The sequence below is a fragment of the Flagellimonas lutaonensis genome (assembly GCF_000963865.1).
In the GTDB taxonomy this organism is placed as follows: Bacteria; Bacteroidota; Bacteroidia; order Flavobacteriales; family Flavobacteriaceae; genus Flagellimonas_A; species Flagellimonas_A lutaonensis.
On the sequence record NZ_CP011071.1, the window covers coordinates 1,951,064 to 1,976,048 of the forward strand.

The 24,985-nt window shown below is 44.8% G+C and carries 21 protein-coding genes; 11 read left to right on the forward strand and 10 right to left on the reverse strand.

All coding sequences use genetic code 11. From position 1 onward, the window contains the following. Positions 1-50: 50 nt before the first annotated feature. On the reverse strand, positions 51-428 hold the full coding sequence (locus VC82_RS15265) for a hypothetical protein (RefSeq protein WP_052698983.1): 378 nt from the start codon (positions 426-428) through the stop codon (positions 51-53). Between the two features lie 102 nt (positions 429-530). Here VC82_RS15265 and VC82_RS09150 point away from each other — a divergent pair, with 102 nt between their 5' ends. After that, a complete protein-coding gene (locus tag VC82_RS09150; RefSeq protein ID WP_045802111.1) occupies positions 531-962 on the forward strand; it encodes an RrF2 family transcriptional regulator in 432 nt (143 codons plus the stop codon). 97 nt (positions 963-1,059) lie between these two features. Here the strand turns inward: VC82_RS09150 and VC82_RS09155 are convergent, their stop codons facing one another. Further along, on the reverse strand, positions 1,060-1,881 hold the full coding sequence (locus VC82_RS09155; protein WP_045803352.1) for a universal stress protein: 822 nt from the start codon (positions 1,879-1,881) through the stop codon (positions 1,060-1,062). 34 nt (positions 1,882-1,915) lie between these two features. Beyond that, complete coding sequence (gene hemN, locus VC82_RS09160; protein WP_045802112.1) at positions 1,916-3,274, reverse strand: oxygen-independent coproporphyrinogen III oxidase; 1,359 nt, start codon at positions 3,272-3,274, stop codon at positions 1,916-1,918. Positions 3,275-3,421: 147 nt separating this feature from the next. On the opposite strand from hemN, the gene VC82_RS09165 reads away from it, so the two are divergent. Together VC82_RS09165 and VC82_RS09170 are read left to right on the forward strand one after the other, a co-directional pair. Beyond that, complete coding sequence (locus VC82_RS09165; RefSeq protein ID WP_045802113.1) at positions 3,422-5,266, forward strand: CBS domain-containing protein; 1,845 nt, start codon at positions 3,422-3,424, stop codon at positions 5,264-5,266. 2 nt (positions 5,267-5,268) lie between these two features. Further along, complete coding sequence (locus tag VC82_RS09170) at positions 5,269-6,468, forward strand: succinylglutamate desuccinylase/aspartoacylase family protein (RefSeq protein ID WP_045802114.1); 1,200 nt, start codon at positions 5,269-5,271, stop codon at positions 6,466-6,468. Between the two features lie 54 nt (positions 6,469-6,522). Here VC82_RS09170 and VC82_RS09175 read toward each other — a convergent pair whose 3' ends face one another. Both VC82_RS09175 and VC82_RS09180 read right to left on the reverse strand, forming a co-directional pair. After that, positions 6,523-7,248, reverse strand: coding sequence for an energy transducer TonB (locus VC82_RS09175; RefSeq protein ID WP_045802115.1), 726 nt, complete (start codon positions 7,246-7,248; stop codon positions 6,523-6,525). 86 nt (positions 7,249-7,334) lie between these two features. Continuing rightward, the gene (locus VC82_RS09180) at positions 7,335-8,072 is read right to left on the reverse strand and encodes a DUF2490 domain-containing protein (RefSeq protein ID WP_170218318.1); all 738 of its coding nucleotides are present in this window, start codon (positions 8,070-8,072) and stop codon (positions 7,335-7,337) included. 194 nt (positions 8,073-8,266) lie between these two features. On the opposite strand from VC82_RS09180, the gene VC82_RS09185 reads away from it, so the two are divergent. From VC82_RS09185 to VC82_RS09200, 4 genes are all read left to right on the forward strand, one after another. Continuing rightward, on the forward strand, positions 8,267-9,058 hold the full coding sequence (locus tag VC82_RS09185; protein ID WP_045802117.1) for a universal stress protein: 792 nt from the start codon (positions 8,267-8,269) through the stop codon (positions 9,056-9,058). Positions 9,059-9,077: 19 nt separating this feature from the next. After that, the gene (locus VC82_RS09190; RefSeq protein ID WP_045802118.1) at positions 9,078-10,916 is read left to right on the forward strand and encodes an SLC13 family permease; all 1,839 of its coding nucleotides are present in this window, start codon (positions 9,078-9,080) and stop codon (positions 10,914-10,916) included. Between the two features lie 24 nt (positions 10,917-10,940). Next, positions 10,941-12,803, forward strand: a complete 1,863-nt coding sequence (locus VC82_RS09195) for a phosphoenolpyruvate carboxykinase (GTP) (protein WP_218917633.1) — start codon at positions 10,941-10,943, stop codon at positions 12,801-12,803. A gap of 82 nt (positions 12,804-12,885) precedes the next feature. Continuing rightward, entirely contained in the window at positions 12,886-14,187 is a 1,302-nt protein-coding gene (locus tag VC82_RS09200) for an ATP-dependent 6-phosphofructokinase (protein WP_045802119.1), read from the forward strand. 52 nt (positions 14,188-14,239) lie between these two features. Here VC82_RS09200 and VC82_RS15675 read toward each other — a convergent pair whose 3' ends face one another. The 3 genes from VC82_RS15675 to VC82_RS09210 form a co-directional block, all read right to left on the reverse strand. Further along, complete coding sequence (locus VC82_RS15675; RefSeq protein ID WP_170218319.1) at positions 14,240-14,386, reverse strand: hypothetical protein; 147 nt, start codon at positions 14,384-14,386, stop codon at positions 14,240-14,242. A 120-nt stretch (positions 14,387-14,506) separates the two neighbouring features. Further along, positions 14,507-15,892 carry a sugar porter family MFS transporter gene (locus VC82_RS09205; protein WP_045802120.1) on the reverse strand — a complete coding sequence of 462 codons (1,386 nt, stop codon included), beginning with the start codon at positions 15,890-15,892 and terminating at the stop codon, positions 14,507-14,509. Between the two features lie 32 nt (positions 15,893-15,924). After that, complete coding sequence (locus VC82_RS09210) at positions 15,925-17,163, reverse strand: 3-deoxy-D-manno-octulosonic acid transferase (RefSeq protein ID WP_045802121.1); 1,239 nt, start codon at positions 17,161-17,163, stop codon at positions 15,925-15,927. 85 nt (positions 17,164-17,248) lie between these two features. On the opposite strand from VC82_RS09210, the gene VC82_RS09215 reads away from it, so the two are divergent. From VC82_RS09215 to VC82_RS09230, 4 genes are all read left to right on the forward strand, one after another. Then, positions 17,249-18,403, forward strand: a complete 1,155-nt coding sequence (locus tag VC82_RS09215; protein WP_045802122.1) for a DegT/DnrJ/EryC1/StrS family aminotransferase — start codon at positions 17,249-17,251, stop codon at positions 18,401-18,403. Between the two features lie 36 nt (positions 18,404-18,439). Beyond that, positions 18,440-19,456: a UDP-glucose 4-epimerase GalE gene (galE, locus tag VC82_RS09220; RefSeq protein ID WP_045802123.1), complete on the forward strand. Its 1,017-nt coding sequence runs from the start codon at positions 18,440-18,442 to the stop codon at positions 19,454-19,456. A 132-nt stretch (positions 19,457-19,588) separates the two neighbouring features. Further along, positions 19,589-20,863: a metal-dependent hydrolase family protein gene (locus VC82_RS09225; protein ID WP_045802124.1), complete on the forward strand. Its 1,275-nt coding sequence runs from the start codon at positions 19,589-19,591 to the stop codon at positions 20,861-20,863. Between the two features lie 226 nt (positions 20,864-21,089). Further along, positions 21,090-21,449 (forward strand): hypothetical protein, encoded by a 360-nt coding sequence (locus VC82_RS09230; protein ID WP_045803354.1) that lies wholly within the window; start codon positions 21,090-21,092, stop codon positions 21,447-21,449. A 16-nt stretch (positions 21,450-21,465) separates the two neighbouring features. On the opposite strand, the gene VC82_RS09235 is transcribed toward VC82_RS09230, so the two are convergent. Together VC82_RS09235 and VC82_RS09240 are read right to left on the reverse strand one after the other, a co-directional pair. Beyond that, positions 21,466-24,162, reverse strand: coding sequence for a TonB-dependent receptor (locus VC82_RS09235; protein WP_313777693.1), 2,697 nt, complete (start codon positions 24,160-24,162; stop codon positions 21,466-21,468). A 47-nt stretch (positions 24,163-24,209) separates the two neighbouring features. Beyond that, the gene (locus tag VC82_RS09240; protein WP_045802125.1) at positions 24,210-24,929 is read right to left on the reverse strand and encodes a GLPGLI family protein; all 720 of its coding nucleotides are present in this window, start codon (positions 24,927-24,929) and stop codon (positions 24,210-24,212) included. Positions 24,930-24,985: the final 56 nt, after the last annotated feature.

A 24,985-nucleotide genomic window follows, 5' to 3' on the forward strand; every position in this document is an offset into this window, starting at 1 on the left:
TGCAATCCAACCTAGGTGTTTGGAAGCACCGTTCAAAAAAGAAAATGAAATCATTGGCAGTCTTCGGGAGGTTGCCCCAAAACCAAAAGATGGCAAGAAGAAAAGAAGGTGTTCAAATAGGCAATTCTACCATTCGTATTTTGCTCGCCGCAACAATCGATGGTGATTTCGGTCAGGGGCTCAAAAAAGACCGTTTGCAGCAATTCACTGAAAAGTCTTTCCCCGAACGGATTTTTATCGTTTCCTTCAGCCTCTTTGGCCAGTTGTTTCGAAAGGTAGCACTTGCCGTTACATTGCAGTTGGGGCCGGTCTTTGTTCTCACAAAGCGTATTGGCGATGTAGTCGTAGTTGGCTATATACTCGGCAATGGGCCATAGGGGCTTTAAGAGCATGATGGAGGTCACCAATAAAACTACCCAACTTTTCATGGGCACAAATATAGTTGCCCATAAAAACGGAAAACATGACAAGCATCATATTTCAGACAAAAAAGTCTTTTAATCTTTATATTCGCAAAAAAAAAGCTTTCCTTGTTTTCAAATTCTGTCAAATACGCTATTAAGGCCGTACTTTATTTAGGGGTCAATTCTTCTGAAAAACAACGTATAAGGGCCAAAGTTATCAGTGAGGCAACCGATATACCCGAAGCCTATGCCTCAAAACTATTGCAGGAACTCTCACGGCACGATGTGGTTTCTTCCGCCAAAGGCCCCCACGGCGGATTTTATCTTACCGATAAAAACAGAAACACTCCGCTGTTCAAAATAGTTTCACTAATTGACGGGGAGCATCGCTTGACCTCTTGCGTGCTCAGTTTACAGAAATGTGATGATTCGCACCCATGTCCGTTGCACGAAATGGTCGGGCAGACCAAGGCTGATTTTCTGAAAAGTATTCAACATACCACCGTGGGCCAGCTGATTGCCGATGTAAAAGAGGGCAAATCGTATCTGCCCCTCTAGAAAGACTTTTTGACAATGGAAAGAGGGGCTGTTTCAAGCCCCTCTTTTCTTTGGTATCGATACCAAATTGTACATCAAAAATCAATCTATGGCCGTTTTATATCTTAAAGGTAACGACCGGTATCTTACTGTGGTTGACTATGTCTTCACCAAGGCTGCCCATAAAGAAATGTGACAGGCCCTTGCGGCCATGGGTGGGTATGCCGATCAAATCGGCCCCTTGGCTTTCGGCATAGTTAAGAATGCCCTTCTCTACCGTATAATCGTTGTAGATGTCAACTTCCAATCCGAGTTGGGCGATGTTCAAAAATTTTGAGATACGCTTATAGGCATCTTCGTGGCTCAAAAAAGCATCTGCCGGGGTGTTGATGTAGACCAGTTTCAACTCCGCTTTCAGTTTTTTGGCAAAATCAACGGCTTTTTTGACACTGGGCACACTTTCTTCCTTAAAATCACAGGCAAACACAAAGCGCTCTGCCTTGAAGTTTTCCATATCGCCCTTAATGACCAAAACCGGCACCTCTGCATTTCTAACCACGCGTTCTGTGTTGGAGCCTATGAAGATTTCCTCCAATCCATCCACACCATGAGATCCCATGACAATTAGGTCTGCATTGTGTTTTTTGGCCACATCGTTTACTTCACTGAACACCTTATAGTGTTTGATGATAGGGGTGATCTCCACATCTTTCAAATAGGGTCTGTCCAAAAACTCCTCAAACCGTTTTTCGTTCAATTTCATCAGGTGAACGATATGCTCAGGTGGCATATATTCGGTGTTGGCCATAATGGCCGGCGAGAGTTCCAACATATGCAGCACAAAAAGCGAGGCATTGTGTTTTTTGGCCAAACCTGCGGCCACTTTCAAGGCTTTCTCCGATTGTTCTGAAAAATCGACTGGGACAATAATATTTTTCATGGGTCTACTTTTATGGCCAACCATGGCGGGCCTGTTAAACGGTCATCGAGAACAATTGGGTCTCGGGTTTCTTTCTTTTTAGTTTAAGGTCAAAGGCCATGCTGATGTTTCTGATGAACGGCCGGCCCTTTTCTGTTACCTTTATGGAGTTTGAACCGATTTCAACCAAGCCATCGGCTTCCAACTCTGTCAGGTCTTCTATAACGTTCTGAAAATTTATGTTATTGTCTCCCTCCATTTGCCAATTGGTCTCGAACCTGCACATCAGGTTTAGAATGTGTTGGCGGATCACTCGGTCTTCCCGATTTAAAATATGTCCTCGGTAAACGGGTATTATATCGTTCTCGACCAAATGTTGGTATTCTTCTATGTTTTTTACATTTTGGGCAAAAGCATACCAACTATCGCTGATACTTGACACCCCGAGTCCAATCATCAACTGTGTCTTTGAAGGGGTGTACCCCATGAAGTTGCGATGAAGGGTGCCTTTCTCCACAGCTTGGTACAGGGCATCGGTGGTCAGTGCAAAATGGTCCATGCCGATGTCTTGATAGCCCAGTTCGGTAAGTCTTGTCTTTCCTATTTCGTACTGTGACTGTTTTTCGGTGGCGGTCGGCAGATCCTCATCCCGATAGCCCCGTTGTCCATTTCCCTTTCTCCAGGGAACATGGGCATAACTGTAAAAGGCAAGGCGATCGGGCCTTAATTCGTTGGTTTTGTCTATGGTATTGTTTACATCTTCAAGGGTTTGAAACGGCAGCCCGTAAATAATATCGTGCCCCACAGATGTGTATCCTATTTCGCGGGCCCATGTGGTTACCCGTTGTACGTTCTCGTACGGTTGAATACGGTTGATGGCTTTTTGAACCTTTTCGTTATAATCTTGCACACCAAAACACACTCGTCTGAAGCCTACATCGTAGAGTGCCTGTAGATGGGCTTTAGTGGTATTGTTCGGGTGGCCCTCAAAGCTCAGTTCGGCATTTTCGGCCCTATGGGCAAACCGAAAGATTCCATTGACCAGTTTGGTCAGGTTTTCGGGCGAAAAAAAAGTAGGGGTGCCCCCACCCAAGTGCAGCTCTTTGATAACGGGTCGTTCGCCCAGCAATTGCCGATAGAGCGCCCATTCTTTTAAAAGGGCCCTTATATAGGGGTCTTCTACCTCGTGTCTTTTGGTAATGCGTTTGTGGCAACCACAAAAAGTACACATACTTTCACAGAAAGGAAGGTGTATGTACAGGCTGATGCCCCCATCTTTGCTTTCTTGATAGCTATCGGTTACACTTTCTTTCCATTTTTTGCCGGAAAAGGAATCAATATCCCAATAGGGTACCGTGGGGTAACTGGTATACCTGGGACCAGGTACGTTATATTTATGGATAAGATCACACATAGCTCACAATATGGTTCAAAAGTACTTTCATTGGCCCCAAAAAAACATGACAAATGTCATTTAAAGGCTCGTAGGCCGGGTTCAGTCTGATAAATGTCATGTTTTCAATCGATTTCGATATATAGATTTGTTCCATAAGTTTCAGATATGGGCGAAATGATTACTTCAAATACAAAGGGCATCGAAGCTAGAATGGCCTTTGTGCAGCATTTGATCGATGATGTTGAAACCCTTGAACTGCTATTACAAAATCAAGTGTTCGAAGACGATGTCGTGCGCATCGGCGCAGAGCAAGAACTCTGCATTATCGACAAGAACTATCGGCCCTATGGCATAAACCTAAAGCTGCTCGAAGAAATCAACGATCCCCATTTTACAACAGAGTTGGCCAGTTATAATATCGAAATCAACCTGGATCCTTTTGAACTTAAGGGAAATTGCTTTACGCTTGTTGAAAACCAATTGCGCAAATTGCTACAGAAGGCCAATACACATGCCCAAAAGCACAAGGGACATCTGTTGTTGGCCGGTATTTTGCCCACTATTGGCAAAAAAGAGGTCGGTCTCGACCATTTGACGCCCATACCCCGATATTTTGCTTTGAACGAGATGTTGAAGGCCTGTAAGGGAGGCGATTTCAATTTGAAGATACGCGGGGTCGATGAGTTGTACCTAAAGCATGATTCGGTCATGTTCGAAGCATGCAATACCAGTTTTCAGATGCATTTACAGGTGCCATCGCATGACTTTGTGCAAAGCTACAATTGGGCACAGGCGATATCCGGCCCCGTTCTTGCCGTATGCTGTAATTCGCCCTTGCTCATGGGAAGGGAATTGTGGAAGGAGACCCGAATAGCACTTTTTCAACAGAGCCTTGACACAAGAAAAACCGCTTACGCACTGCGCAACCAAACGCCCAGGGTCGGCTTTGGTGACCATTGGGAAGAAGGTTCTGTGGCTGAAATATTGAAAAAGGATATTTCAAAGCACCGGGTATTGTTGACCAAGCCGATTGAAGAGAGTTCCCTTGAAATATTGAAAAAAGGAGAAATCCCAAAACTGCCGGCCCTGTGTCTGCACAATGGCACGGTTTACCGTTGGAACCGCCCTTGCTATGGGGTCGGAGGTGGCAAGCCACATCTACGGATTGAGAACAGGTACATTCCCTCCGGGCCCTCAGTGATTGACGAGTTGGCCAATTTTGCCTTTTGGGTAGGCCTGATGAAAGGAAGGCCGAAGATGTTTGATGACATGCCTTCCCAAATGGATTTTAAAACGGTGAAAACCAACTTTATCAAAGCGGCCCGAACTGGAAAGGAAACCGTTTTTTTATGGTGTGGGGAGCTCTACAGCGCCAAAAAATTGGTTTTGAACAAATTGCTTCCCATCGCCTATAAGGGCCTTCACAAATGTGGGGTCGACGAAGATGATATCGAGCGCTTGCTCGGTATAATAGAAGAACGTACCAAAGGCATGTCGGGCGAACAATGGCAGGTGGCAAACCTAAGAACGTTGAAACGGCGTTTCAAAACCGATAAGGCCTTGGTGCTGTTGACCAAGAAGATGGTTGAAAACCAATCACAGAATCTGCCAATACATCAATGGGAACATGTAAATTTGGAAAACATCAGACGTAAGCCGACATTGGTGAAGGAAGTTATGACCACACATCTGTTCAAATTGCACGAAGATGACTCGGTAAGCATGGCAAAGGCCATTATGGAGTGGAACAACATACACCACATTCCGGTTGAGAACGACCAAGGCCATCTGTCGGGCCTGTTGACTTGGAGCTACTTGAAAACATTGGAGGCCACAACGGATTTTAACAAAACAAAGGTGTCAGATATTATGGTGAAAGAGGTGGTGACGACTTCCCCAGAGATGAAGATTGAATTGGCAAAAAAGTTAATGGACAAACATGAAATCGGTTGTCTGCCAGTGGTGTTTGACAATACCTTGGTAGGAATCATCAGTAAAAAAGACTTTTGACCATGCCCGAAGTCTATAGCAAGGCCTTGGGCAGCTCATTGCAGTTTAAAAGAATTGTGGGCCATATCAAGGGCAAACAACCGGGTCCTACGGTTGTTTTTTTTGGTGGTATCCATGGTAACGAACCCGCAGGAATTTTTGCCCTCGATGAGGTTGTTAAAAAATTGCGGTCAAACAAGACGCCCTTTAATGGTGAATTTTTTGCGGTTGCCGGAAATGTGTCGGCCCTTCAAAAAAAGGTTCGTTTTCATGAAGAAGACCTAAATCGTATTTGGCATCCAGAACGAATCGCCCAACTCGAACGACAAAATGGGCGGGAAACCCCAGATGCGAAAGAGATGAGAGCGTTGATGGGATTCTTAAAAGAGCTGTTCAGCACCACAAGCCCGCCCTATTACTTCATCGATCTTCATACAACTTCAGGCGAGACATCTCCCTTTATTGTGGTGAACGACAGCCTCTTGAACAGAAAATTTGTATCCAACTATCCATTGCCCATAATTCTGGGTATTGAAGAGTATCTGTCGGGGGCCCTGCTCAGCCATATCAATGAAATGGGTTATGTGTCTTTTGGTTATGAAAGTGGGCAGCACGATGCCGCTTCGGCCATAGAGAACAGCATCAATTTCATCAACTATACCTTGGCCCTGACCGGGGCAGTGGATGTCGGTGTGGAAGAACTTGCCAAACTTAGGTGCAAGGTGGCCGATTCTTGCGATGAACCCCATACCTTTTATGAAATATATTACCAACATGAAATAGGCCCTAGCGATCAATTTGATATGCTGCCGGGCTTTGTCAATTTTCAGAAAGTGCCAAAGAACCAGCCCATTGCCATCAACGGGCAAGGTGTTATCAAGACCACAAAACCGCGCCAGTTGTTCATGCCCCTATACCAAAAAAAGGGAAGTGAAGGCTTTTATTTTATTCGTGAAATTCCAAGGTTTTTTCTTTGGATGTCAAAGTGGGTTCGAAATCTTAAGATGGACAGTGTCTTGACCTTGTTGCCGGGCATAAATTGGGCCAGTAATGACAAGGTCGCTTTGATGGTCAATAAAAAAATCGCACGTTTCATGGCAAAACCCATTTTTCACTTATTGGGGTACAGGGCCAGGTATATCGACCAAAACCATTTGATCATCAAAAACAGGGAACGAAACTCAAAAGAGCGGGATTATATAGATGCACCTTGGTATCGATAAGTGGTGCGCCTAAAAAAAACAAAAGCCCAGATCAAGATAATCCGGGCTTTTTGTTCATTGCATTACAAAATTTATGGGTATACTGTAGGCGACTTTGGTTGGCCGCCCCCTCTGTTGACCAGGTTTTACTTTGGGCAATGCTGAAATGATTCTAGCAGCCTCTTCTTCCAACAACCTATCAGGTCCCCTTTTTTGAATGTTTGCCACACGTCCTTGGGAGTCTATATCAAACTTCACAAATACCCTGCCTTGTATACCCAATTCTAGAGCGGTCTTGGGATAAGTAAAATTTTTTTTGATATGCTCTTGAACCTTACGATTAAAACACTCTCTGCGCTCGGCTTCTGTTGATAGGTTTTCGCATCCTGGGAAAATGGGAGCATTCTCAATAATGGCAAAGGGTACAGAAACCTCTTCTTCCTCTTCACCTACTTCCACATCGTCAACACTCACCACTGCTTCTGCAACTTCGGTCTCCTGACTACTCTCTGTACTTTCAATAATGGTTTCCTCTATTTCAAGCTCATCTTCGACTACTTCGATTACAGCTGGTGCAGCTGGAGGTGGGGGCGGTGGTGCAGTTCTAATCTGCTGGGTAACGGGTACTTCTTCTTTAATGTCTTCTGCGACTTCCAACACTTGAACAAATTCGTCTTCTGTTTCATAGGTCTTGTACTCCAACAATTGCCATATGGTAAAGAGCGCGACGGTCAGCCCTACCATAAAGTATAGGCTGCTGTTTCTGCTCAAATCAACTTGAGGGTTCTTTTTTGATCTCATGACGAAGGTTTTTTACGAGATTAAAAGTACTTACCCTCAGATTTTTAAAATATGACATTTGTCAAGTCTCTATTTTTTGCCCCGCTTTATTGAGAAATTGATAATTTGTCATTTTTGTTAATCAAATCAAGACTTTCCCTGCAAAGGCTTGTCTTAAAGAACAGTGCCATACGAACACGGTCATAGCTATTTTTTCCGATATGGTTTTTCATGTACCCTATTTCAACAGAGATATTGGTGGCAAGCTTTTTACCGAAGCCAATAAAGAACCTATTTTGGTCAATGTTAGCTTCTTTGAAACTGAAAAAAGGCTCATCAGAGCATTTGAAGTAAAAGTTTTGGGCTAAAGTGCTCTGAAAATGCAATCGGTACCTGAGTCTATGATCGGTGTGATTTTCTTCGGCACCCTGAATCCATCGATGCTCAAGCCTAAAACGTTGCGACAATTTAGGTGAGTTTATAATAGTAAGCTCTTCATATAACCAGAATTGGTACTCTTCTGGCCTGAACAGTTCTTGCTCAAAAGGCAGGTTATCAAGATAGGCCAACCCCAATGCGGCCTTTAAATGGGTGTTGGGAAATGCATAGGTGGCCCCGGTTCTCAAAAAGGCAAACTCGGTTTCATGGCCTAGGTCGTATTGCCTTAAGACCCCCACCACCGGTATGCTCCACCTTTTTGAAAGTGCATTGTCGCTAACCAACTCCAGCCAGGTTCCGGTCGCATCGCTTGGCAATTGTTGTGAACGGGTGCCGCTATACAAGACGAACATGGCCAAAAGTACGATTATACGATGGGCGGCCCAACGCTTTTGGTGTTGTTTCATACCGCTGTTTTGGTTGAAATCAGGTGCAAGTTCATCTGAAACAACATCTAAAAGAATGATAATTGTCACCTTGGTATAAGAACGGGCCATTTATCCCACCAAAACCGCAAAACTGACTTCTATCATGTTTTGGATTGGGCCTCAGACGTACTTTTGGCTGAAATTGAATTTGAACCCATTTAAATTTCATAGGTATGAGTAGCATTACTAAAATTTTGGTTCCCTTTGACTTTACTGAGGCCTCTATAGCCGCACTTGACTACACCCTTAGCTTTGTGGGTTTCAACAGGCCCATTCAGGTTCAGGCGTTGTATGTAAGTTCTTCAGCTCTCAAGGAGGCCGATTTGAAGGAAACCCAAGACAGTTTTGATAGGGTCGTCGGTTCGTTGAACAGACGTACCATGAAAAAGCCTGAGTTGTTGATGGTACAAGGCGAGCTTATCGCCAGCATATTGCAGACCAGAACAGATCAACAGGCCGATTTGATCATAATGGGCACATTGGGCGATAAAAGTGTCGATGAGCACCTAACCAATACTTCACAATTGGTGTTGGAAGCTGACTGCCCGGTTATGGCGGTGCCTTTCGGCTCAGAAATCAAAACCCCTAAGGAAATTGCCTTGGTTTTGGGCAAAGAAGAGATAGAAAACCCCCGTCTTTTGGGCATACTCTTGAATATTGCCCGTATGTTCAACGCCAAGGTGCATGTGCTGACCATCTATAAAGAATCTATTTACGAGGAAAATGCAATTGTAGAATCGAATGAGGACACCCTTGAGTATTATTTAGAGCACTTTTATGCAGAGCACACATTCGAAAAGAACCAAGATATCGAAAAGGGCATTTTGGACTATATCAAGGAAAAAGATATAGACCTCTTGACCATTTTGCCCCGCAACCATGCACAAAAGACAAAGCCCTCAGAGGGCCGGTTGACAAAGTTGTTGACCCTACATTCAAGCGTACCTGTTTTAACACTCGACTAGCAAGAGCAACACCGCTATTATGGTCACATTACTGGTCATTCTGTCGATTACCATTTTCTTGTTCATCTGGGGCAAGTTTCCACCTGACGTTGTGGCTTTGATTTCACTGCTGGCACTCTTTTTGGCCGGACTGTTGAACATGGAAGAGGCCCTCAGCGGTTTCAGCAATCCTACGGTTATCATGATTGCCGCCCTGTTTATTATAGGCGAGGGACTTTCTAGAACCGGGTGGACCGCCTTGGCGGGCCAACGGTTTGTAAGTTGGGCAGGCAAAAGTGTGCCCAAGCTTTTGGTAATCGTGACCTTGGGTGCCAGTCTGCTTTCAGGTTTTGTGAGCAACACGGGTACAGTGGCCGCCCTATTGCCAGTGACCGTTTCTGCGGCATGGAATGCGGGCACCCTGCCCTCAAAATTGCTGATGCCAGTGGCCTTTGGCTCCAATACGGGAGGTCTTTTGACCTTGACCGGTACACCGCCCAATATTATTGCCAGCAACACCTTGGTCGAAAACAACTTGGCAGGTTTTTCATTTTTTGAATTCTCGTTGATCGGCCTGCCTCTTTTGGTCATATCGATTTTGTATTTCCGTTATGTGGGCTATCGGCTGCTGCCAAAGCACAAAACCAAGAACAGACCTGTTGATATCGATGCCGAGATGCACAAATGGATTGAGAGTTACAGTATCGGTGATAATTTATACCGTTTGCGCATTCGATCCATGTCGCCATTGATCAACACAAAAATTGGCGATTGGAATTTTGAGGAAGAGCACCAGGTGGCCATTATGAGATTGAAACGACGGCACCCAAGCCCATTGCAGCAACGCGTACCTCTTTTCGTGGAACTGCCCGGGCCCGAAACAGAAATGCGCTATCACGACATCATCACCGTAAAGGGCGAGCCAGAGGCTGTTGACCGTTTTGCCTTGAAATTCAGTTTGGGTGTCATTCCAACCCCGGCAGAGAAAGATACCCTTAAGAACGAACTCATCAATCAAGAAGTGGGGATGGCTGAGATGTTGATCACCCCCAAATCGGTGTTTGTAGGGCGTGTGATCAATTTGGGGCAATACCTAAGAAAATCAGGGGTGCAACTTTTGGCGGCTTCTCGTCTTAATAGGCCACTAAAGGGCAAAATCAAGATTGAGGCGGGCGATGCCTTCATCATTCGCGGTCCTTGGGAAAACATTGAAGCCCTGAAATCGCTGTACGAGAATGTCGTTATTTCGGGCAGCCCCGAGGCCATGTCCAAGAATGTGGCCACCCTGAACATAAGAAGCTACATTGCTTTGGGCACTTTGATATTGATGATTGTATTGCTGGTTTTCAAGGTATTGCCGGGTGCAATTGCCGCCCTGCTCTGTGCGGGTATCATGATGTTGATGCGCTGCGTGCCCATTTCAAAGGCCTACAAAGGTATCAGTTGGACGAGCGTCGTCATGATCGCGGCCATGATACCCATGGGGCTGGCCCTGCAGAAAACGGGTGTTGCCCAAATGGCTGCCACAGGTCTGGTCGATTCGTTGGGCAGCCTGCACCCCACGGCCTTGCTCGCAGGCATCTTTTTGTTGACCACGGGCTTTAGCCAAACCATCAACAACTCGGCAACAGCGGTCTTGATGGCCCCCATCGCCTTAATGGCGGCAAATTCGCTTGGGGTATCGCCCAAGCCCTATTTGATAACAGTGGCCATAAGCGCCTCGACGGCCTTTTTGACCCCTGTCGGAACGACTACCAACGCCATGGTCTTGGCCGCTGGCGGGTATAATTTTTTAGATTATGTAAGGGTCGGTGGGCCTTTGCTGTTATTGTTTTTTATAGCAACGGTGCTGTTGGTGCCGTTGATATGGAATTTTTGAACATAACATTAAATTTTTTAAATCATGGAAATAATGGAAAAAAAACCGATGAAAGACAAATTAGATGTGCGTCACAGCGCCCTTAAGTCATGGGTTTCTGAGGTGGCAGCAAAATGCCAGCCCGATGAAATCGTTTGGTGTGATGGTTCACAAGAAGAGTATGATCGACTTACTCAGAAGCTCGTAGATAAAGGAACCTTTACACGTCTTAATCCAGAGAAAAGACCAAATAGCTTTGCTTGTTTCTCTGACCCCAGTGATGTAGCTCGAGTAGAAGATAAGACCTTTATCTGTAGTAGAAGAAAAGAAGATGCAGGCCCAACAAACAATTGGATGGCACCTAAAGAAATGAAAGCCACTTTAGATCCATTATTTGAAGGCTGTATGAAGGGACGTACGATGTATGTGATTCCATTCTGTATGGGCCCTTTAGGTTCCCCTATTTCTAAGATTGGAGTTGAAATTTCAGATTCAGAGTACGTAGTGGTCAACATGAGGATCATGACACGCATGGGGGTTGATGCATTGAATCAACTGGGAACCGATGGTGAGTTTATCAAGTGTTTGCATACAGTGGGTGCTCCTTTGGAAGAGGGACAAGAAGATGCACTATGGCCCTGCAACCCAACAGTGAAGTACATTGTGCACTATCCAGAAGAAAGAAGCATTGTTTCTTACGGTTCTGGCTACGGTGGTAACGCATTGTTAGGTAAAAAATGTTTGGCACTTCGTATCGCTTCTGTCATGGCACGAGACGAAGGGTGGCTGGCAGAACACATGCTGATTATGGGCGCAAAAAACCCAGAAGGAGAAAAAACATACGTAGCAGCAGCTTTCCCAAGCGCATGTGGTAAGACGAACTTCGCTATGTTGATTCCTCCTAAAGAATTGGGTGGATGGGAGATTACTACAGTAGGTGATGATATCGCTTGGATCAAACCAGGTCCTGACGGCAGATTGTACGCAATCAACCCTGAAGCCGGATACTTTGGTGTAGCACCGGGTACCAACTACAAAACAAACCCGAATGCGATGGAAACCATCAAGGAGAACAGTATCTTCACTAACGTAGGTATTACACCTGATGGTGATGTATGGTGGGAAGGTATCGGTACTGAAATGCCAGAGGGAACCATTAACTGGCACGGAAAGGTACACGAAGCCGGCTCTGATGAAAAAGTAGCACACCCCAACGCTCGCTTCACTTGCCCTGCAAGCCAATGCCCAAGTATCGATGAAAAATGGGAAGACCCACAGGGTGTGCCGATTAGCGCATTCATCGTAGGAGGTAGAAGAAGTACCACTGTTCCTTTGGTATATCAAGCTGTAAACTGGAACTTTGGAGTATATGCTGCTTCAACAATTGGTTCTGAAATGACTGCCGCTGCTTTCGGTCAAGTAGGTAAAGTGCGAAGAGACCCATTTGCAATGTTGCCATTCTGTGGATACCACATGGGAGACTACTTCAATCACTGGTTACAATTTGGTAGATCGTTGCAGAATCCTCCAAGAATGTTCGTGGTAAACTGGTTCAGAAAAGACAAGGATGGTAATTTCCAATGGCCAGGTTTTGGTGAAAACATGAGAGTTCTTGAGTGGATCATAGGTAGAGTAAGGGGTAGAGCAGGTGCAGTGGAAAGCCCAATCGGTTGGATGCCTACTTACAAGGATATCAACTGGGATGGTCTTGATTTCTCGATTGAGCAATTTGATGAAATCATGGACATCGACCGTGAGCAATGGAAACTTGAAGTGTTGGGACATGAAGAACTTTTCGAAAAAATGTACGACAAACTTCCAAAAGAGTTTACTTTTATGAGAGAGTTATTACTTTCTAGCCTATGGAGATCTCCTGAAAAATGGGAACTTGCGCCAGAAAGAATATAACAGGGCCAAATCATAATAAAGTGGGCCGCTGATCGATTCGCACCACAGTTTGCATGAACATTTTTAAAACAGCGTTTGTAATATGTTCCAAATAGAGAGTTTGGGCATTCCGAAGGTAAAGTCTCCCCTGCAGTTAAGTACTGTCAGGGGAGACCATATCTTCAATTATGTCAAAGAAGATGACAAGTTGGTCTATGACCTTTCACTGGATACGTATAACAAATGCCTTACCAATAAAGAAGAACCGCTTTGCATGGAAAAAGCGGGCCCGAGACAACACATCTATTTTGAACCTGGCAAGACCACTGCGGCCATTGTTACCTGTGGTGGGCTTTGCCCCGGTATAAACAATGTGATCCGGGGCATTGTAATGGCGCTTCATTATTTCTATGGCGTTCCAAGGATCTTGGGCATACCCTATGGCTACGAGGGCCTGAACCCGGCCAAGGGCCATGGCTTTGTAGAGCTCACACCTGAAAAAGTGAAGGATATCCATCAATTCGGAGGTACTTTCTTGGGATCTTCCCGTGGCGCCCAAGATGTTTCCGTTATGGTCGATACCTTGGTCGATAACCGAATTGACATCCTCTTTACCATCGGTGGCGACGGTACGCTGAAAGGGGCCAATGCCATTGGAGAGGAGATTGAAAAACGGGGGCTCGATATAAGTGTTGTGGGTATTCCGAAGACCATTGACAACGATATTGATATCATCGATAAGTCTTTTGGCTTTGAGACCGCATTTGATGTTGCCAGCGCCATATTAAGAGATGCCCATAACGAGGCCTCAGGGGCCCACAACGGTATGTCTATTATAAAATTGATGGGAAGGGACAGTGGTTTTATAGCCGCAGCGGCCACTTTGGCCATGCCAGTGGTGAATTTTGCCCTGATCCCCGAAATGGATTTTGATCTCTATGGGGAAAATGGCTTTTTTGAACAATTGAAGAAAAGGCTTGAAGCAAAACGCCATGCGGTGATCGTGGTGGCCGAGGGTGCGGGTCAGCACTTGTTCGACCGCAAAAAGGTAAAGACCGATGCCTCGGGCAATATAAAGCACGAAGACATTGGCGTTTATCTAAAGGAAAAAATTGGGGAGTATTTCAAAGACATCTTTCCCATGACGATCAAGTATATAGATCCCAGTTATATCATTCGCAGTGCACCCGCCAATTCGGGCGATAGCGTGCTCTGCAACCAGTTGGCCTACCAGGCCGTGCATGGGGCCATGTCGGGCAAGACCAAATTTGTGGTGGGCAAGGTCAACAATAAATATGTTTATCTGCCCATTTCGGCGGTGACCCAAAAAAGGAAGAAAGTGGACCTCGAGAGCGAATTTTGGTTCTCGGTACTGCAATCCACGGGGCAACCCTTTTTAATGTAAAAAAACCTCCCATTTGGGAGGTTTTGTTCTTTTTAGGATATAGTGGTCTGGTTTAAAAAATACCAAGGGCATCAAAAATGCCCAATAGGTCTAAAACAATGCAAACAGGTATGGCAATCAATATTGCGATCAGGGCAAAGACCATGATTCTTAGGAATCCATCCAAAAAGCTTGTTCCAATTGTAGCTCCTTTTCCCATAATCATATAATTTCCAACAATTTAATGAATTATCCGCAGATTTAATAGCATTTTCGGCGCTTTATTCGATTAAACCATTGATTTCACCCATATAAGGAAAAAGACATTACACCGATATGCTCATTTCTTTTTGGTCTTGCTCATTCTCTTGGCCAGTTCTTCCAGTGAAATACCTTTTGTTTCGGGCATCATGAAAAAGACCCATAACAATTGCAGCACCATCATAAAGGCAAAAAAGATGAATATGGGCCAAGGGTTTTCTTTGAAAACCCCGATTTTGCTATCCAAAAAAGTGGGTGTGAGCAAGGTGATCAGGGCAGCAAAGACCCAATGTGTGCCCGTGCCCCACGATTGACCGGCGGCCCTAACCTTGTTGGGAAAAATCTCGGAGATAAACACCCATATGACCGCACCTTGCCCCATGGCATGTGATGCGATGAAGACCAAAACGAAAATCAACAACACTGTTGTGCTGGCCCCGCTGTAAAAGCACCAACCTACCATGGCGAGGCTCAAAATATACCCGATGGAACCGATATACATGAGTTGTTTTCTTCCGAGACGGTCGATGAGTGCTATGCCGACGAAGGTGAAGATCAAATTAATGACACCTATGGATATAGAGCTGAAAAGCGACTCGCCAGAAGCCAATCCGGCCCGTTCGAGTATCTCAGGGGCATAATACAAGACAAAGTTGATGCCCGATAATTGGTTGAAGAAAGCTATCAAAAAAGCCAGCATCAAGGGTTTCTTGTAAACGCCTGAAAAAAGCTTTTCCTTTGTTCTTGGGGCCTGTTCGGCAAGGGCCTTTTTGATTTCTTCAAGACGTTCCAAGGCTCTTTCCTTTGTATCGCCCAAACTGGTCATGGCCTCAAGGGCATTACTTTCTGGCTTGCCTTTCATCAACAACCATCGTGGACTATTAGGAATCTTTATGACCAGTAGAGTGTAAATAAATGCTGGAAGGCTTTCAATGCCAAGCATCCAGCGCCAGGCCACATTTTGCGGAAATAGCTCACCAATCACATAGTTTGAAATAAAGGCGACTAAAATTCCGAGAACAATATTGAACTGGTACATCGCCGTTAACCTACCCCGATTGCCGGCACTTGAGATTTCGGAGATATAGATTGGCGCCGCAACAGATGAGGCCCCGACCCCGACCCCTCCGATAAACCTGAAGAATGAAAAACTATAGGGCTCTGGCGCAAGTGCCGACCCAATGGCAGATAAAAAGTAAAGTATGCCGATCCATAGCAATGTTTTTTTTCGGCCCAATCGATCACATGGTATGCCTCCAAAAATAGAACCCAGCACTGTGCCCCAAAGAGCCATGGACATTATGAAAATGCCATGAAACGTAAAAATGGAATCGCCCAAGAACCAATTAGTCTGCCAAATTTCTTTGATGGGTTGATTGGCGCCACTGATGACCACGGTATCGAAACCAAACAAAAAACCGGCCAAAGCCGCGGTCAATGAAATTCTAAGTATTCGTTTGTCCATAAGGGTGGTTTGATTTTTAAAGCTAGCAAAAATTAAAGAAGTGTTTTTATATGCCTTACGATGGTTTCGGTCGCCCCAACATTTTCTTTGATATACAGCGAATTTATTTGTCCCGTTTTCAGAACAGAGTCAGTGTCCATTAAAAAGTGGTTGGCCACATTGAAAAACTCCTTGGCAGAACCCACACTGATGATTCCACCTTGGTCGACCAATTCTTCAGCCTCTTTGAAACCTTTGTAGGCAGGGCCAATGATCACGGGAATTCCGAATGCGGCGGGCTCTAAAGTGTTGTGCAGTCCAGTGGCGAAACCACCGCCCACATAGGCGAAACTTGCATAGCTATAGATTTTTGTCAACAGTCCGATGGTATCGATGACCAATACCTCATATTGTGAAACATCTTTTTGCCCGATCTCTGAATAGCGAACCGTACTTTTTTCGATGGAGGAAATCAGTTTTTGTATGTGCGCTTCCTTAATGTCGTGTGGGGCAATGACGTATTTGACGGTTTTATCGGAGCTATTGATGAAATCGACCAAGAGCGCCTCGTCTTCGGGCCAGGTGCTTCCGGCAACAAAGCAGGGGGCATCTGTACAAAAAGCTTCCATAAAGTCCAAGGTGTTATCGCGCTTCAAGATTTCGGCCACGCGGTCAAAACGGGTATCCCCGCTCACGGTGGCATTGTCAAAACCGATAGTGGACAAAAGCTTTTTTGAGTTTTGGTCCTGCACAAAAAAATGTGAAAAAGCACCCAGCTTGTTTCGCATGTACCCGCCCCATGGCTTGAAATAGACTTGATGTTCTGAGAACAGGGCCGAAATCAGAAGGGTCGGCACCGCTCTCTTTCGCAACCCCTCGAGATAGTTTGGCCATATTTCATATTTGACCAAGAGCGCAAGCTCGGGCTGTACTATTTTCAAAAAGCGGTCTGCATTTGCACGGGTATCAAAGGGCAGATAGCAGACCACATCGGCGGCAGGGGTGTTTTTCTTTACCTCGTATCCGGAGGGAGAAAAAAAGGTAAGCACCAGCTTATGGTCGCTATAGGTAGACTTGATTGCCTGCAACACGGGCAGGCCTTGTTCAAATTCGCCAAGCGAGGCCACGTGTATCCAAATGGTCTTGTCGGCGCTTTTGATTTTTGATTGCAAGGTCTTGAACAAATCCTTCCTTCCTGAAACAAATAATTTTAGTTTCGGACTTGTCAATGAGGCCACTCTGATACCGAACCAAGCTACATAGATCAAAAAATTATAGATATGCTGCACCATTATGACTTTGCGCTAAAATACATTTCTTTGCCGCAATTCATTTCGGGGTATCATAATTTCTTAATTTTGCCCATAATTTCTATCCATGCGAAAAATTCAAATGGTCGACCTCAAAGGTCAATATGAGGGAGTCAAAGACCAAGTCAATTCATCGATTTCGAACATACTTGATTCTTCGGCATTTATCAACGGGCCCGACGTGCACGCCTTTCAAAAAGAGTTGGAAGATTATTTGGGAGTAAAGCACGTAATACCTTGTGCCAACGGAACCGACGCCCTTCAGATATGTATGATGGGCCTCGGGCTGAAACCCGGCGATGAGGTCATTACCGCTGATTTCACCTTTGCGGCCACGGTAGAGGTCATCGCCTTGTTGAACCTCACACCTGTTCTGGTCGATGTAGACCCCGACACCTTCAATATTGACGTGGAAGCTGTTGAAAGGGCGATAACACCCAAGACCAAGGCCATAGTGCCCGTTCATCTTTTTGGCCAGTGTGCTGATATGGATGCGTTGATGCAATTGGCCCAAAAACACAACCTTTATGTAATTGAAGACAATGCCCAGGCCATAGGCGCGGTGCATACCTCAAAAGATGGCAGCAAACAAAAGGCGGGGACCATTGGCCATGTTGCCTCTACCTCTTTCTTCCCCTCAAAAAATTTGGGCTGCTACGGGGATGGAGGAGCAATATTTACCAATGATGATGATTTGGCGCATACCATTCGCGGAATTGTCAACCACGGTATGTATGTGCGTTACCATCACGATGTGGTCGGGGTAAACTCAAGGCTTGACAGTATTCAGGCCGCCGTACTCAGGGCGAAACTGCCCAAACTTGATGAATACAACGAAAGTAGAAGGCGTGCCGCCAAAAAATACAACAGGGCGTTTGAAGGGCAAGAACACATCATCAGGCCCAAAACGGTCAATGGGTGCCAAGGTATTTGCGAAACCTGTGATTGTCATGTTTTTCACCAATACACATTGCGGATCACCAATGGAAAACGTGATGCTCTGGCGCAGCATTTAAATGATAAGGGAATACCATGCGGGGTGTATTACCCGATTCCATTGCACAAACAGAAGGCCTATGCAGACGAGCGCTATAATGAAGATGACTTCAAGGTGACCAATCAGTTGGTCGAAGAGGTCATTTCTCTGCCCATGCACACCGAATTGGATGATGAGCAGATAGCATTTATAACCAAAACCGTTGTCGATTTTGTTAATGGATGATGGTTTTCATCCAACACCAATAAAAGATTATTCTAAATGAAAATACTTGTAACGGGCGGCCTTGGATTTATAGGTTCCCATACTGTGGTCGAACTTCAGAACCAAGGTTTTGAAGTGGTCATTATCGACAATCTTTCCAATTCTTCAAAAGAGGTGTTGAAGGGTATTGTCGCCATTACAGGAAAGGAACCCATTTTTGAGGAAATGGACCTTCGCGACAAGCAAAAGGTGAAGAGTTTTTTCGAGAAGCACAATGATATTGCGGGTGTCATCCACTTCGCAGCCTCAAAAGCGGTGGGCGAAAGTGTCGAGAAACCCCTTTTGTACTATGAGAATAACTTGGGTACGCTTGTATATCTTTTACAAGAATTGGTCAAAAAAGACGAGGCCCATTTTATCTTCAGTTCATCATGTACGGTGTACGGGCAGGCCGATAAAATGCCGATAACCGAAGATGCCCCTGTAAAACCTGCCGAATCGCCCTATGGCAACACAAAACAAATTGGCGAGGAAATCATTAGGGATACCTGTAAGGTAAAGCCCAGTCTAGCGGCTATTGCCCTGCGCTATTTCAACCCAATAGGCGCGCATCCGAGTGCTGAAATCGGAGAACTGCCCATTGGCGTGCCCCAAAATTTAGTACCCTTTATAACCCAGACCGGAGTGGGTTTGCGCGAGCAACTCTCCGTATTTGGCGATGATTACCCAACCCCCGATGGTACCTGTATAAGAGATTACATTCATGTGGTCGATTTGGCCAAGGCCCATGTTGTAGCGCTACAACGGCTTTTAGACGGTAAAAATGATGAGAATTTTGAGGTGTTCAACCTAGGTACCGGAACAGGAAGCTCAGTACTGGAGGTCATTCAAAGTTTTGAAAGGGTATCGGGCAAAAAACTCAATTATAAAGTGGTCGATAGACGCCCTGGAGATGTGATCCAAGCCTATGCCGATACCAAAAAAGCCAATGAGGTATTGGGGTGGAAAGCCCATTCAACCCTTGATGATGCCATGGCATCGGCCTGGAAGTGGGAGCAGAAAATCAGGTCGTGAATCGCTTTCCTTCTTTGGGGGAGAGGTCCCGATAGCTATCGGTAGGGGAGCGGTGTTTGATTGGGTTCCAATCAATAAAAAACAATTCCTATTTTTAGAAAATAATTTGTTAACTGCTCAAACATAATTCCCATGAAAAACCGCTTCCTTTTATTGCTGCTTTTTTCTGTAAGTATTCTATCCGCCCAAAAAACCTACCTGCACTGTGGTACCATAATAGATGTTGAAACCGGTAAGCTGTTGCGTGAGAAAACCATTGTGGTGTCTGGCAACAAGATAGAGGCCGTGGAAGATGGTTACACCCAAGGAGGCGCCGCCGATATGGTGGTAGACTTAAAGCAAAAAACCGTGCTACCGGGGTTTATAGATATGCATGTGCATATAGAAGGGCAATCGAGCCCCACTACCTACATCGAACGTTTTACCCTGAACGATGTCGATGTAGCCTTCCAATCGACCGTTTACGCCAAGAACACCTTAATGGCCGGTTTTACCACGGTGCGTGACCTGGGAGGAAGCGGTGTTAACATCGCCCTGAAAAAAGCGATCGCCAAAGGTACGGTCGTTGGGCCTCGTATTTTTACCGCGGGCAAGGCAATCGGCACTACGGGCGGGCATGCCGACCCCACCAACGGCCGTCGGTGGGACGAGATGGGCGATCCGGGCCCAAAGGAAGGTGTGGTCAACTCCCCAGAAGATGGTCGAAAGGCCGTTCGGCAACGGTACAAAGACGGGGCCGATGTCATCAAGATCACCGCTACCGGAGGCGTGTTGAGCGTGGCCAAAAGTGGTCAAAATCCCCAGTTCACGATAGAAGAGATAAAGGCGATTACCGAAACGGCCAAAGACTATGGCATGCTCACGGCCGCCCATGCCCATGGCGATGAAGGCATGCAACGCGCCATAAAGGGAGGTATAAAGACCATTGAGCACGGTACGCTGATGAGTGAAAAGACCATGGAGTTGATGAAGCAATACAATGCTTATTTGGTGCCTACGATCACGGCTGGCAAAGAGGTCACCGAGAATGCCAAAAAACCGGGATACTTTCCGGCGGTGGTTGCCAAAAAGGCCAGTGAGATTGGTCCCAAAATACAGAGCATGTTCGAAAGGGCCTATAAAAAGGGTGTGCCAATTGCCTTCGGCACTGACGCCGGTGTTTTTCCCCATGGCGAAAATGCAAGGGAATTTGTCTACATGGTAGAAGCCGGCATGCCGGTGATGGAAGCCCTTAAATCGGCCACGGTTACCAATGCCGAATTATTGGGCATGGGTGATGAACTGGGGCAGTTGAAAGCTGGATTTCTGGCTGATATCATTGCTGTTCAGGGAAACCCGGCTGATAGCGTAGAGGTGCTCAAGAACGTGGTCTTTGTCATGAAAGAAGGCAAAGTGTATAAAAAGTAACAACAGATTGCTCTTTCCCTTGTCCACGGGTAAGCGCCCATGAGACAAAAAGTTTCAGGGGCGGCAGCGATTGAAATCCATTTTTTTTGATTTTAAACGCTATGGGGTTAATTCCACAAGGCTTACCTTATTCATTTTACCATGGTTTTTCGACACGAATTCCACGAATTCGCACAAATTGGTATTTGATACTTTTAATTTGGAATTTGAATACCTTATAAATAAGATGCTTCCAAAATTTTCAGATAGTGATGAGTTGTTGGGGCATACGAAGAGCGAGGGGCTTTACCATGCCATTTTAGACCAATTGAACAAAGACTTCACCTTGGCGAATATCGATTTGCAGTTTGGCGGGAACACCCCTCCGAAGGTATTGAAAAAAAGGTTGCACGAAAAGCTGTATGTTTTGCTGCTCGAACGGTTTTCTGATTATTTGAACCTGATGTACGTCATCGATATTCCTGAAAGGGCATTCAAAAACATTGAACCTACCGATGCCGTTGAGGTAGCTGAAAAAGTCACTTTTTTGCTATTGGGGCGTGAATGGCAAAAGGTCTGGTACAAGAAGCAAAACAAATCTTCTTGAGTCAGTGCAACGATTTCTACAATTTGTAGGATATTTTGAACATTACTATCCGGGGAATGATAAAGGTTGTCTGGTCGCTGATCAAAAAGTCTGAGAACGAGTTCTGTCTTTTGAACTGCGTGTTTAAAAGGTTGGTGGCAGATATTTCAAAACCCCATGGGCTGTCCTCTTTTTGGTAAAAGAGCGAAGCATTGGCCAAATCAAAAGTATTTGTCAAGTTCTGCCCTTCGTTTTCATAATCAGTTCTTCGATAATCTGCCTTAAGATGAAAGTCATTAAAAAAAGAATAATCGAGGTTGGCAAAGAACTCTTGATTGATAAAAATATTGGTCGAGGTATTCGTTAAATATTTTGATGGTTCATGCGTGTAGCCCAGTTCAAGGTTGGGCCATTTTTCAAAAAAGGTTTCCATTTTTCCAGTTATGGACAGTGATCTTGAAATATTTTTTGAGACACTGCCATTGACCAGTTGAAAGAATTCGTTGTAATTGCCCCTGCTATCCAAACCAAGTTTCACTGCCCCGATTCTCTTGCTAAAGTTAAAATTGGCCGTTAGGCTGTTCTCGGGTTCGTTGAACATGGTATAGGTAACAAACTGCTCAATACCGTCAAGGGCCGTCGTGTTTTTTATACTCTGGGTCTTTCGGTTGTAAAAGAGGCCCGTGTTTAGGTTCAATCCCCTGAACAGGCTGAACTTGTAATAGGTAAGTGAATATGAATGGAAGCGCTCGTTTTGCAAAAAAGCGTTGCCCAACAATACAGAGTTGAACGAGTTTAACAAAAAGTTGCCCACCAATCGATTGCTTCTGGGAAAACGCAACCGCGGTCGGTATCGAAAGCGTATCTTTTCACTATTGTTGAACTCAGCCTCGGCGCTGAATTCGGGCAAGAGGGCATTGGTCGCATTGTTGACCTTAGAGCCAAATTGCGTGTTCCGCCAATCGTAGTAATGGTAGAACAACCCTGATTTTACAGTGAAAATGCCCGTCAAAAACTTATACTCAAGCCCTAAAAAAGTATCGTTGAAACGATAATCGAGGGCATTTCCGAAACCGTTATCGGAAAAATCATTAATGCTTCCATCGGTCAAACGCTGTACCTCATGGGTTTCATACTCTTCAAATACGAGATTGGTGCCTGCTGTGGTGTAAACATGGTTAAAATTATTGAGCACCCAATAATCTTTCAGCACAAGGTCAAAAGAGGTGGTTTGGGTCTCCTTTTGTTGTAGTATATCAAAAAGAACATCTTCCTGTAAAGGTATCAGTTCTTGTAAAAAAGCCACATCTGTCAGCCAGTTGGTATTGGGCCTGTTTTTTTGATGGGCCAAGGTCGTTTCAAGGCTAAGGGTCTGAGCCCTTGAGAAGCGTTTGCTGTACTCAAGGTTTTGTTTTAAGTCAAGGCCGTCTATGTTTGAGAGAGTGGTAAAGGTGTTGTTCTGTTGTGGGCTTTGGGTCAAAATGGTGCCTAGATTGTCATTGTGGGTAATCTTTGCAAAAGTGTTTGCAGCCAAGTCTGCATCAAGGCTGGGTTCGTAGTCCAAGGTAAGCTTGCCTATTATGAAAAAGTTGTCAAGTGCGTTTGTCACGGTTCGGTCTTCATCAAAAGGGTTCTCACTGACATACGTATTAAGGGTCTGTACCTCGGTCTGGGTGTCACTGGCATTGGTGATGACAAAACTGTTCAGATCGGTCTTGGCCGAAAGGCTTTGCCGTAGGTTCAGGGCAGCAAAACGGTTGATATTGGCTTTGAAATCATTGTTGAGCAAAAACTGTGAAAAATTATCATTGGCCAAAGCTAGATAGCCGCGCATGTCGCCCATTAATTTCCCAAAGCCACCATTGAACTCTAGATAATCACTCAGCGTAAATGATTTTACCCCAGTATTGTTGAGGTCACCGATAAAATTGACATTGGTCTTGGGGCTGTAGTAGAATACGTTGGGGTGTACGATATAACGGTCTTCAATACCGCCTCCAAGCTCCATATCGCCAAAGGCAAACTTTTTCTTGTCTTCTTTCAGTTTGATGTTCATGGCCATTTCGTCAGAGTCTTGCAGTCCTTTGAGAAAACCCACCTCACTGTAATTGTCGAGTATCTGAACTTGGTCAACGGCATCGGCGGGTATGTTGTTGACGGCCAGCTTGCTGTTGCCGGTAAAAAAGGTCTTGTCTTCGACCAGCACTTTGGTCACTTTTTTGCCCTGTGCGGTCACGTTGCCCTCACGGTCTACCTCGATGCCCGGCAGCTTTTTGAGCACCTCCCGCAATTTGCGCTCTTTGCCCGTAACAAAGGCATCGGTCTGATAGGTGATTGTATCTTCCTTTATTTCGATAGGAGTTCGATATTCCAATATCACCTCGTCTAAAATATTTGTTTTTGGAGTCATAATCAGATTTTTGACATCATCTTCAAGTGCTTGGTACTCAAAAACCAACTCTTCATAGCCTAAATAACTCACCCTTATCAAGTATGCTTCGTCTTTTTTCAACTTAAGCTCAAATTCCCCTTTTTGGTTGCTTATCGAAAAGACCGTTTTTTCATTTTCGTTCTTTGGAAATGCCAAAATATTTGTATTCGCCAAAGGTTCCTTGTCAGATGAGAGAACAGAACCCCTAAGGGTAGCTATCTGGGCAAATAAGTGCCCGTTAGCCGTGATTGCTAAAATGAGTACCCAAAAAATTTTATTAATGCGGTAGGAAGTAAGCAACAAGTGAGAAAAAGCTATAAATTTTGAACTATGATGATAAAAACGTTTTTTTAGCCCCTTTTTTTGATTTCCGCCATATTAGCTTCTAGCATCTCATAATATTTTTCAAAAGTCATTTCTTTTGAGCATTTAGGTAGCTCGATAGTAACATCCTTTTCTTTTATTTCCTTGAATTTATAGACAATATTATCTCTAAACATTTCAAGTATTAGACCAGGGAGTCCGTCATAACCCAAGGGTCCGAAAGAATATGGCAGTTCCGGAGCGAACCATGCTTCAATTTTTTCAACATAACTACTCCCCAATTTCCTTGTGGTTGTAGCCTTCAGAACTCTGAACTTACCAATTTGTTTAGACTCATTGGATATCTCCCATTGTATTTTTTCATCTAAAGTCAACACTGTAGAGGGATTTGAATTCAGCAAAGCAATTCGTTTTATTGGGTTTCCGGTTTTAGTATGCCACACTTCGTGTCCAGAACAAAAGCCTGATGCCAGTTCATACAGTATGGGGTTAACATCGTCCTTTACCAATTGTTCAGATTGTTTAAAAATAGATTCATCTTTGTCTATCAACAACAGAAATTCAAAGTCGGCCATAACCTCTGCTGCTTTGGCTGCCATTGTTTGAGCCTCTGCATGTTTCATTTCATCCAAATCAAATCTTGACTCAACGGTGTAAACAACACTAAGTGTTTTTTGACCAAATATAGCACCACCAATGGTGAAGAAAAAAAAGGCTGTTAATAATTTACATTGTAATAACCTCATAAAAAAATAAGTAGAGGGAAGATTAAGAAATCTCCCCTATTTTTAGTTGTTATAAA

Coding starts and splice junctions, on each gene's coding strand:
- VC82_RS09195 (WP_218917633.1), top strand. CDS start 10,941: ATGGAAATAATGGAAAAAAAACCGATGAAAGACAAATTAGATGTGCGT.
- VC82_RS09225 (WP_045802124.1), top strand. CDS start 19,589: ATGAAAAACCGCTTCCTTTTATTGCTGCTTTTTTCTGTAAGTATTCTA.
- VC82_RS09210 (WP_045802121.1), bottom strand. CDS start 17,163: ATGGTGCAGCATATCTATAATTTTTTGATCTATGTAGCTTGGTTCGGT.
- VC82_RS09165 (WP_045802113.1), top strand. CDS start 3,422: ATGGGCGAAATGATTACTTCAAATACAAAGGGCATCGAAGCTAGAATG.
- VC82_RS09205 (WP_045802120.1), bottom strand. CDS start 15,892: ATGGACAAACGAATACTTAGAATTTCATTGACCGCGGCTTTGGCCGGT.
- VC82_RS09200 (WP_045802119.1), top strand. CDS start 12,886: ATGTTCCAAATAGAGAGTTTGGGCATTCCGAAGGTAAAGTCTCCCCTG.
- VC82_RS09215 (WP_045802122.1), top strand. CDS start 17,249: ATGCGAAAAATTCAAATGGTCGACCTCAAAGGTCAATATGAGGGAGTC.
- VC82_RS09185 (WP_045802117.1), top strand. CDS start 8,267: ATGAGTAGCATTACTAAAATTTTGGTTCCCTTTGACTTTACTGAGGCC.
- VC82_RS09155 (WP_045803352.1), bottom strand. CDS start 1,881: ATGAAAAATATTATTGTCCCAGTCGATTTTTCAGAACAATCGGAGAAA.
- hemN (WP_045802112.1), bottom strand. CDS start 3,274: ATGTGTGATCTTATCCATAAATATAACGTACCTGGTCCCAGGTATACC.
- galE (WP_045802123.1), top strand. CDS start 18,440: ATGAAAATACTTGTAACGGGCGGCCTTGGATTTATAGGTTCCCATACT.
- VC82_RS09190 (WP_045802118.1), top strand. CDS start 9,078: ATGGTCACATTACTGGTCATTCTGTCGATTACCATTTTCTTGTTCATC.
- VC82_RS15265 (WP_052698983.1), bottom strand. CDS start 428: ATGAAAAGTTGGGTAGTTTTATTGGTGACCTCCATCATGCTCTTAAAG.
- VC82_RS09230 (WP_045803354.1), top strand. CDS start 21,090: ATGCTTCCAAAATTTTCAGATAGTGATGAGTTGTTGGGGCATACGAAG.
- VC82_RS09170 (WP_045802114.1), top strand. CDS start 5,269: ATGCCCGAAGTCTATAGCAAGGCCTTGGGCAGCTCATTGCAGTTTAAA.
- VC82_RS09175 (WP_045802115.1), bottom strand. CDS start 7,248: ATGAGATCAAAAAAGAACCCTCAAGTTGATTTGAGCAGAAACAGCAGC.
- VC82_RS09240 (WP_045802125.1), bottom strand. CDS start 24,929: ATGAGGTTATTACAATGTAAATTATTAACAGCCTTTTTTTTCTTCACC.
- VC82_RS09180 (WP_170218318.1), bottom strand. CDS start 8,072: ATGAAACAACACCAAAAGCGTTGGGCCGCCCATCGTATAATCGTACTT.
- VC82_RS15675 (WP_170218319.1), bottom strand. CDS start 14,386: ATGGGAAAAGGAGCTACAATTGGAACAAGCTTTTTGGATGGATTCCTA.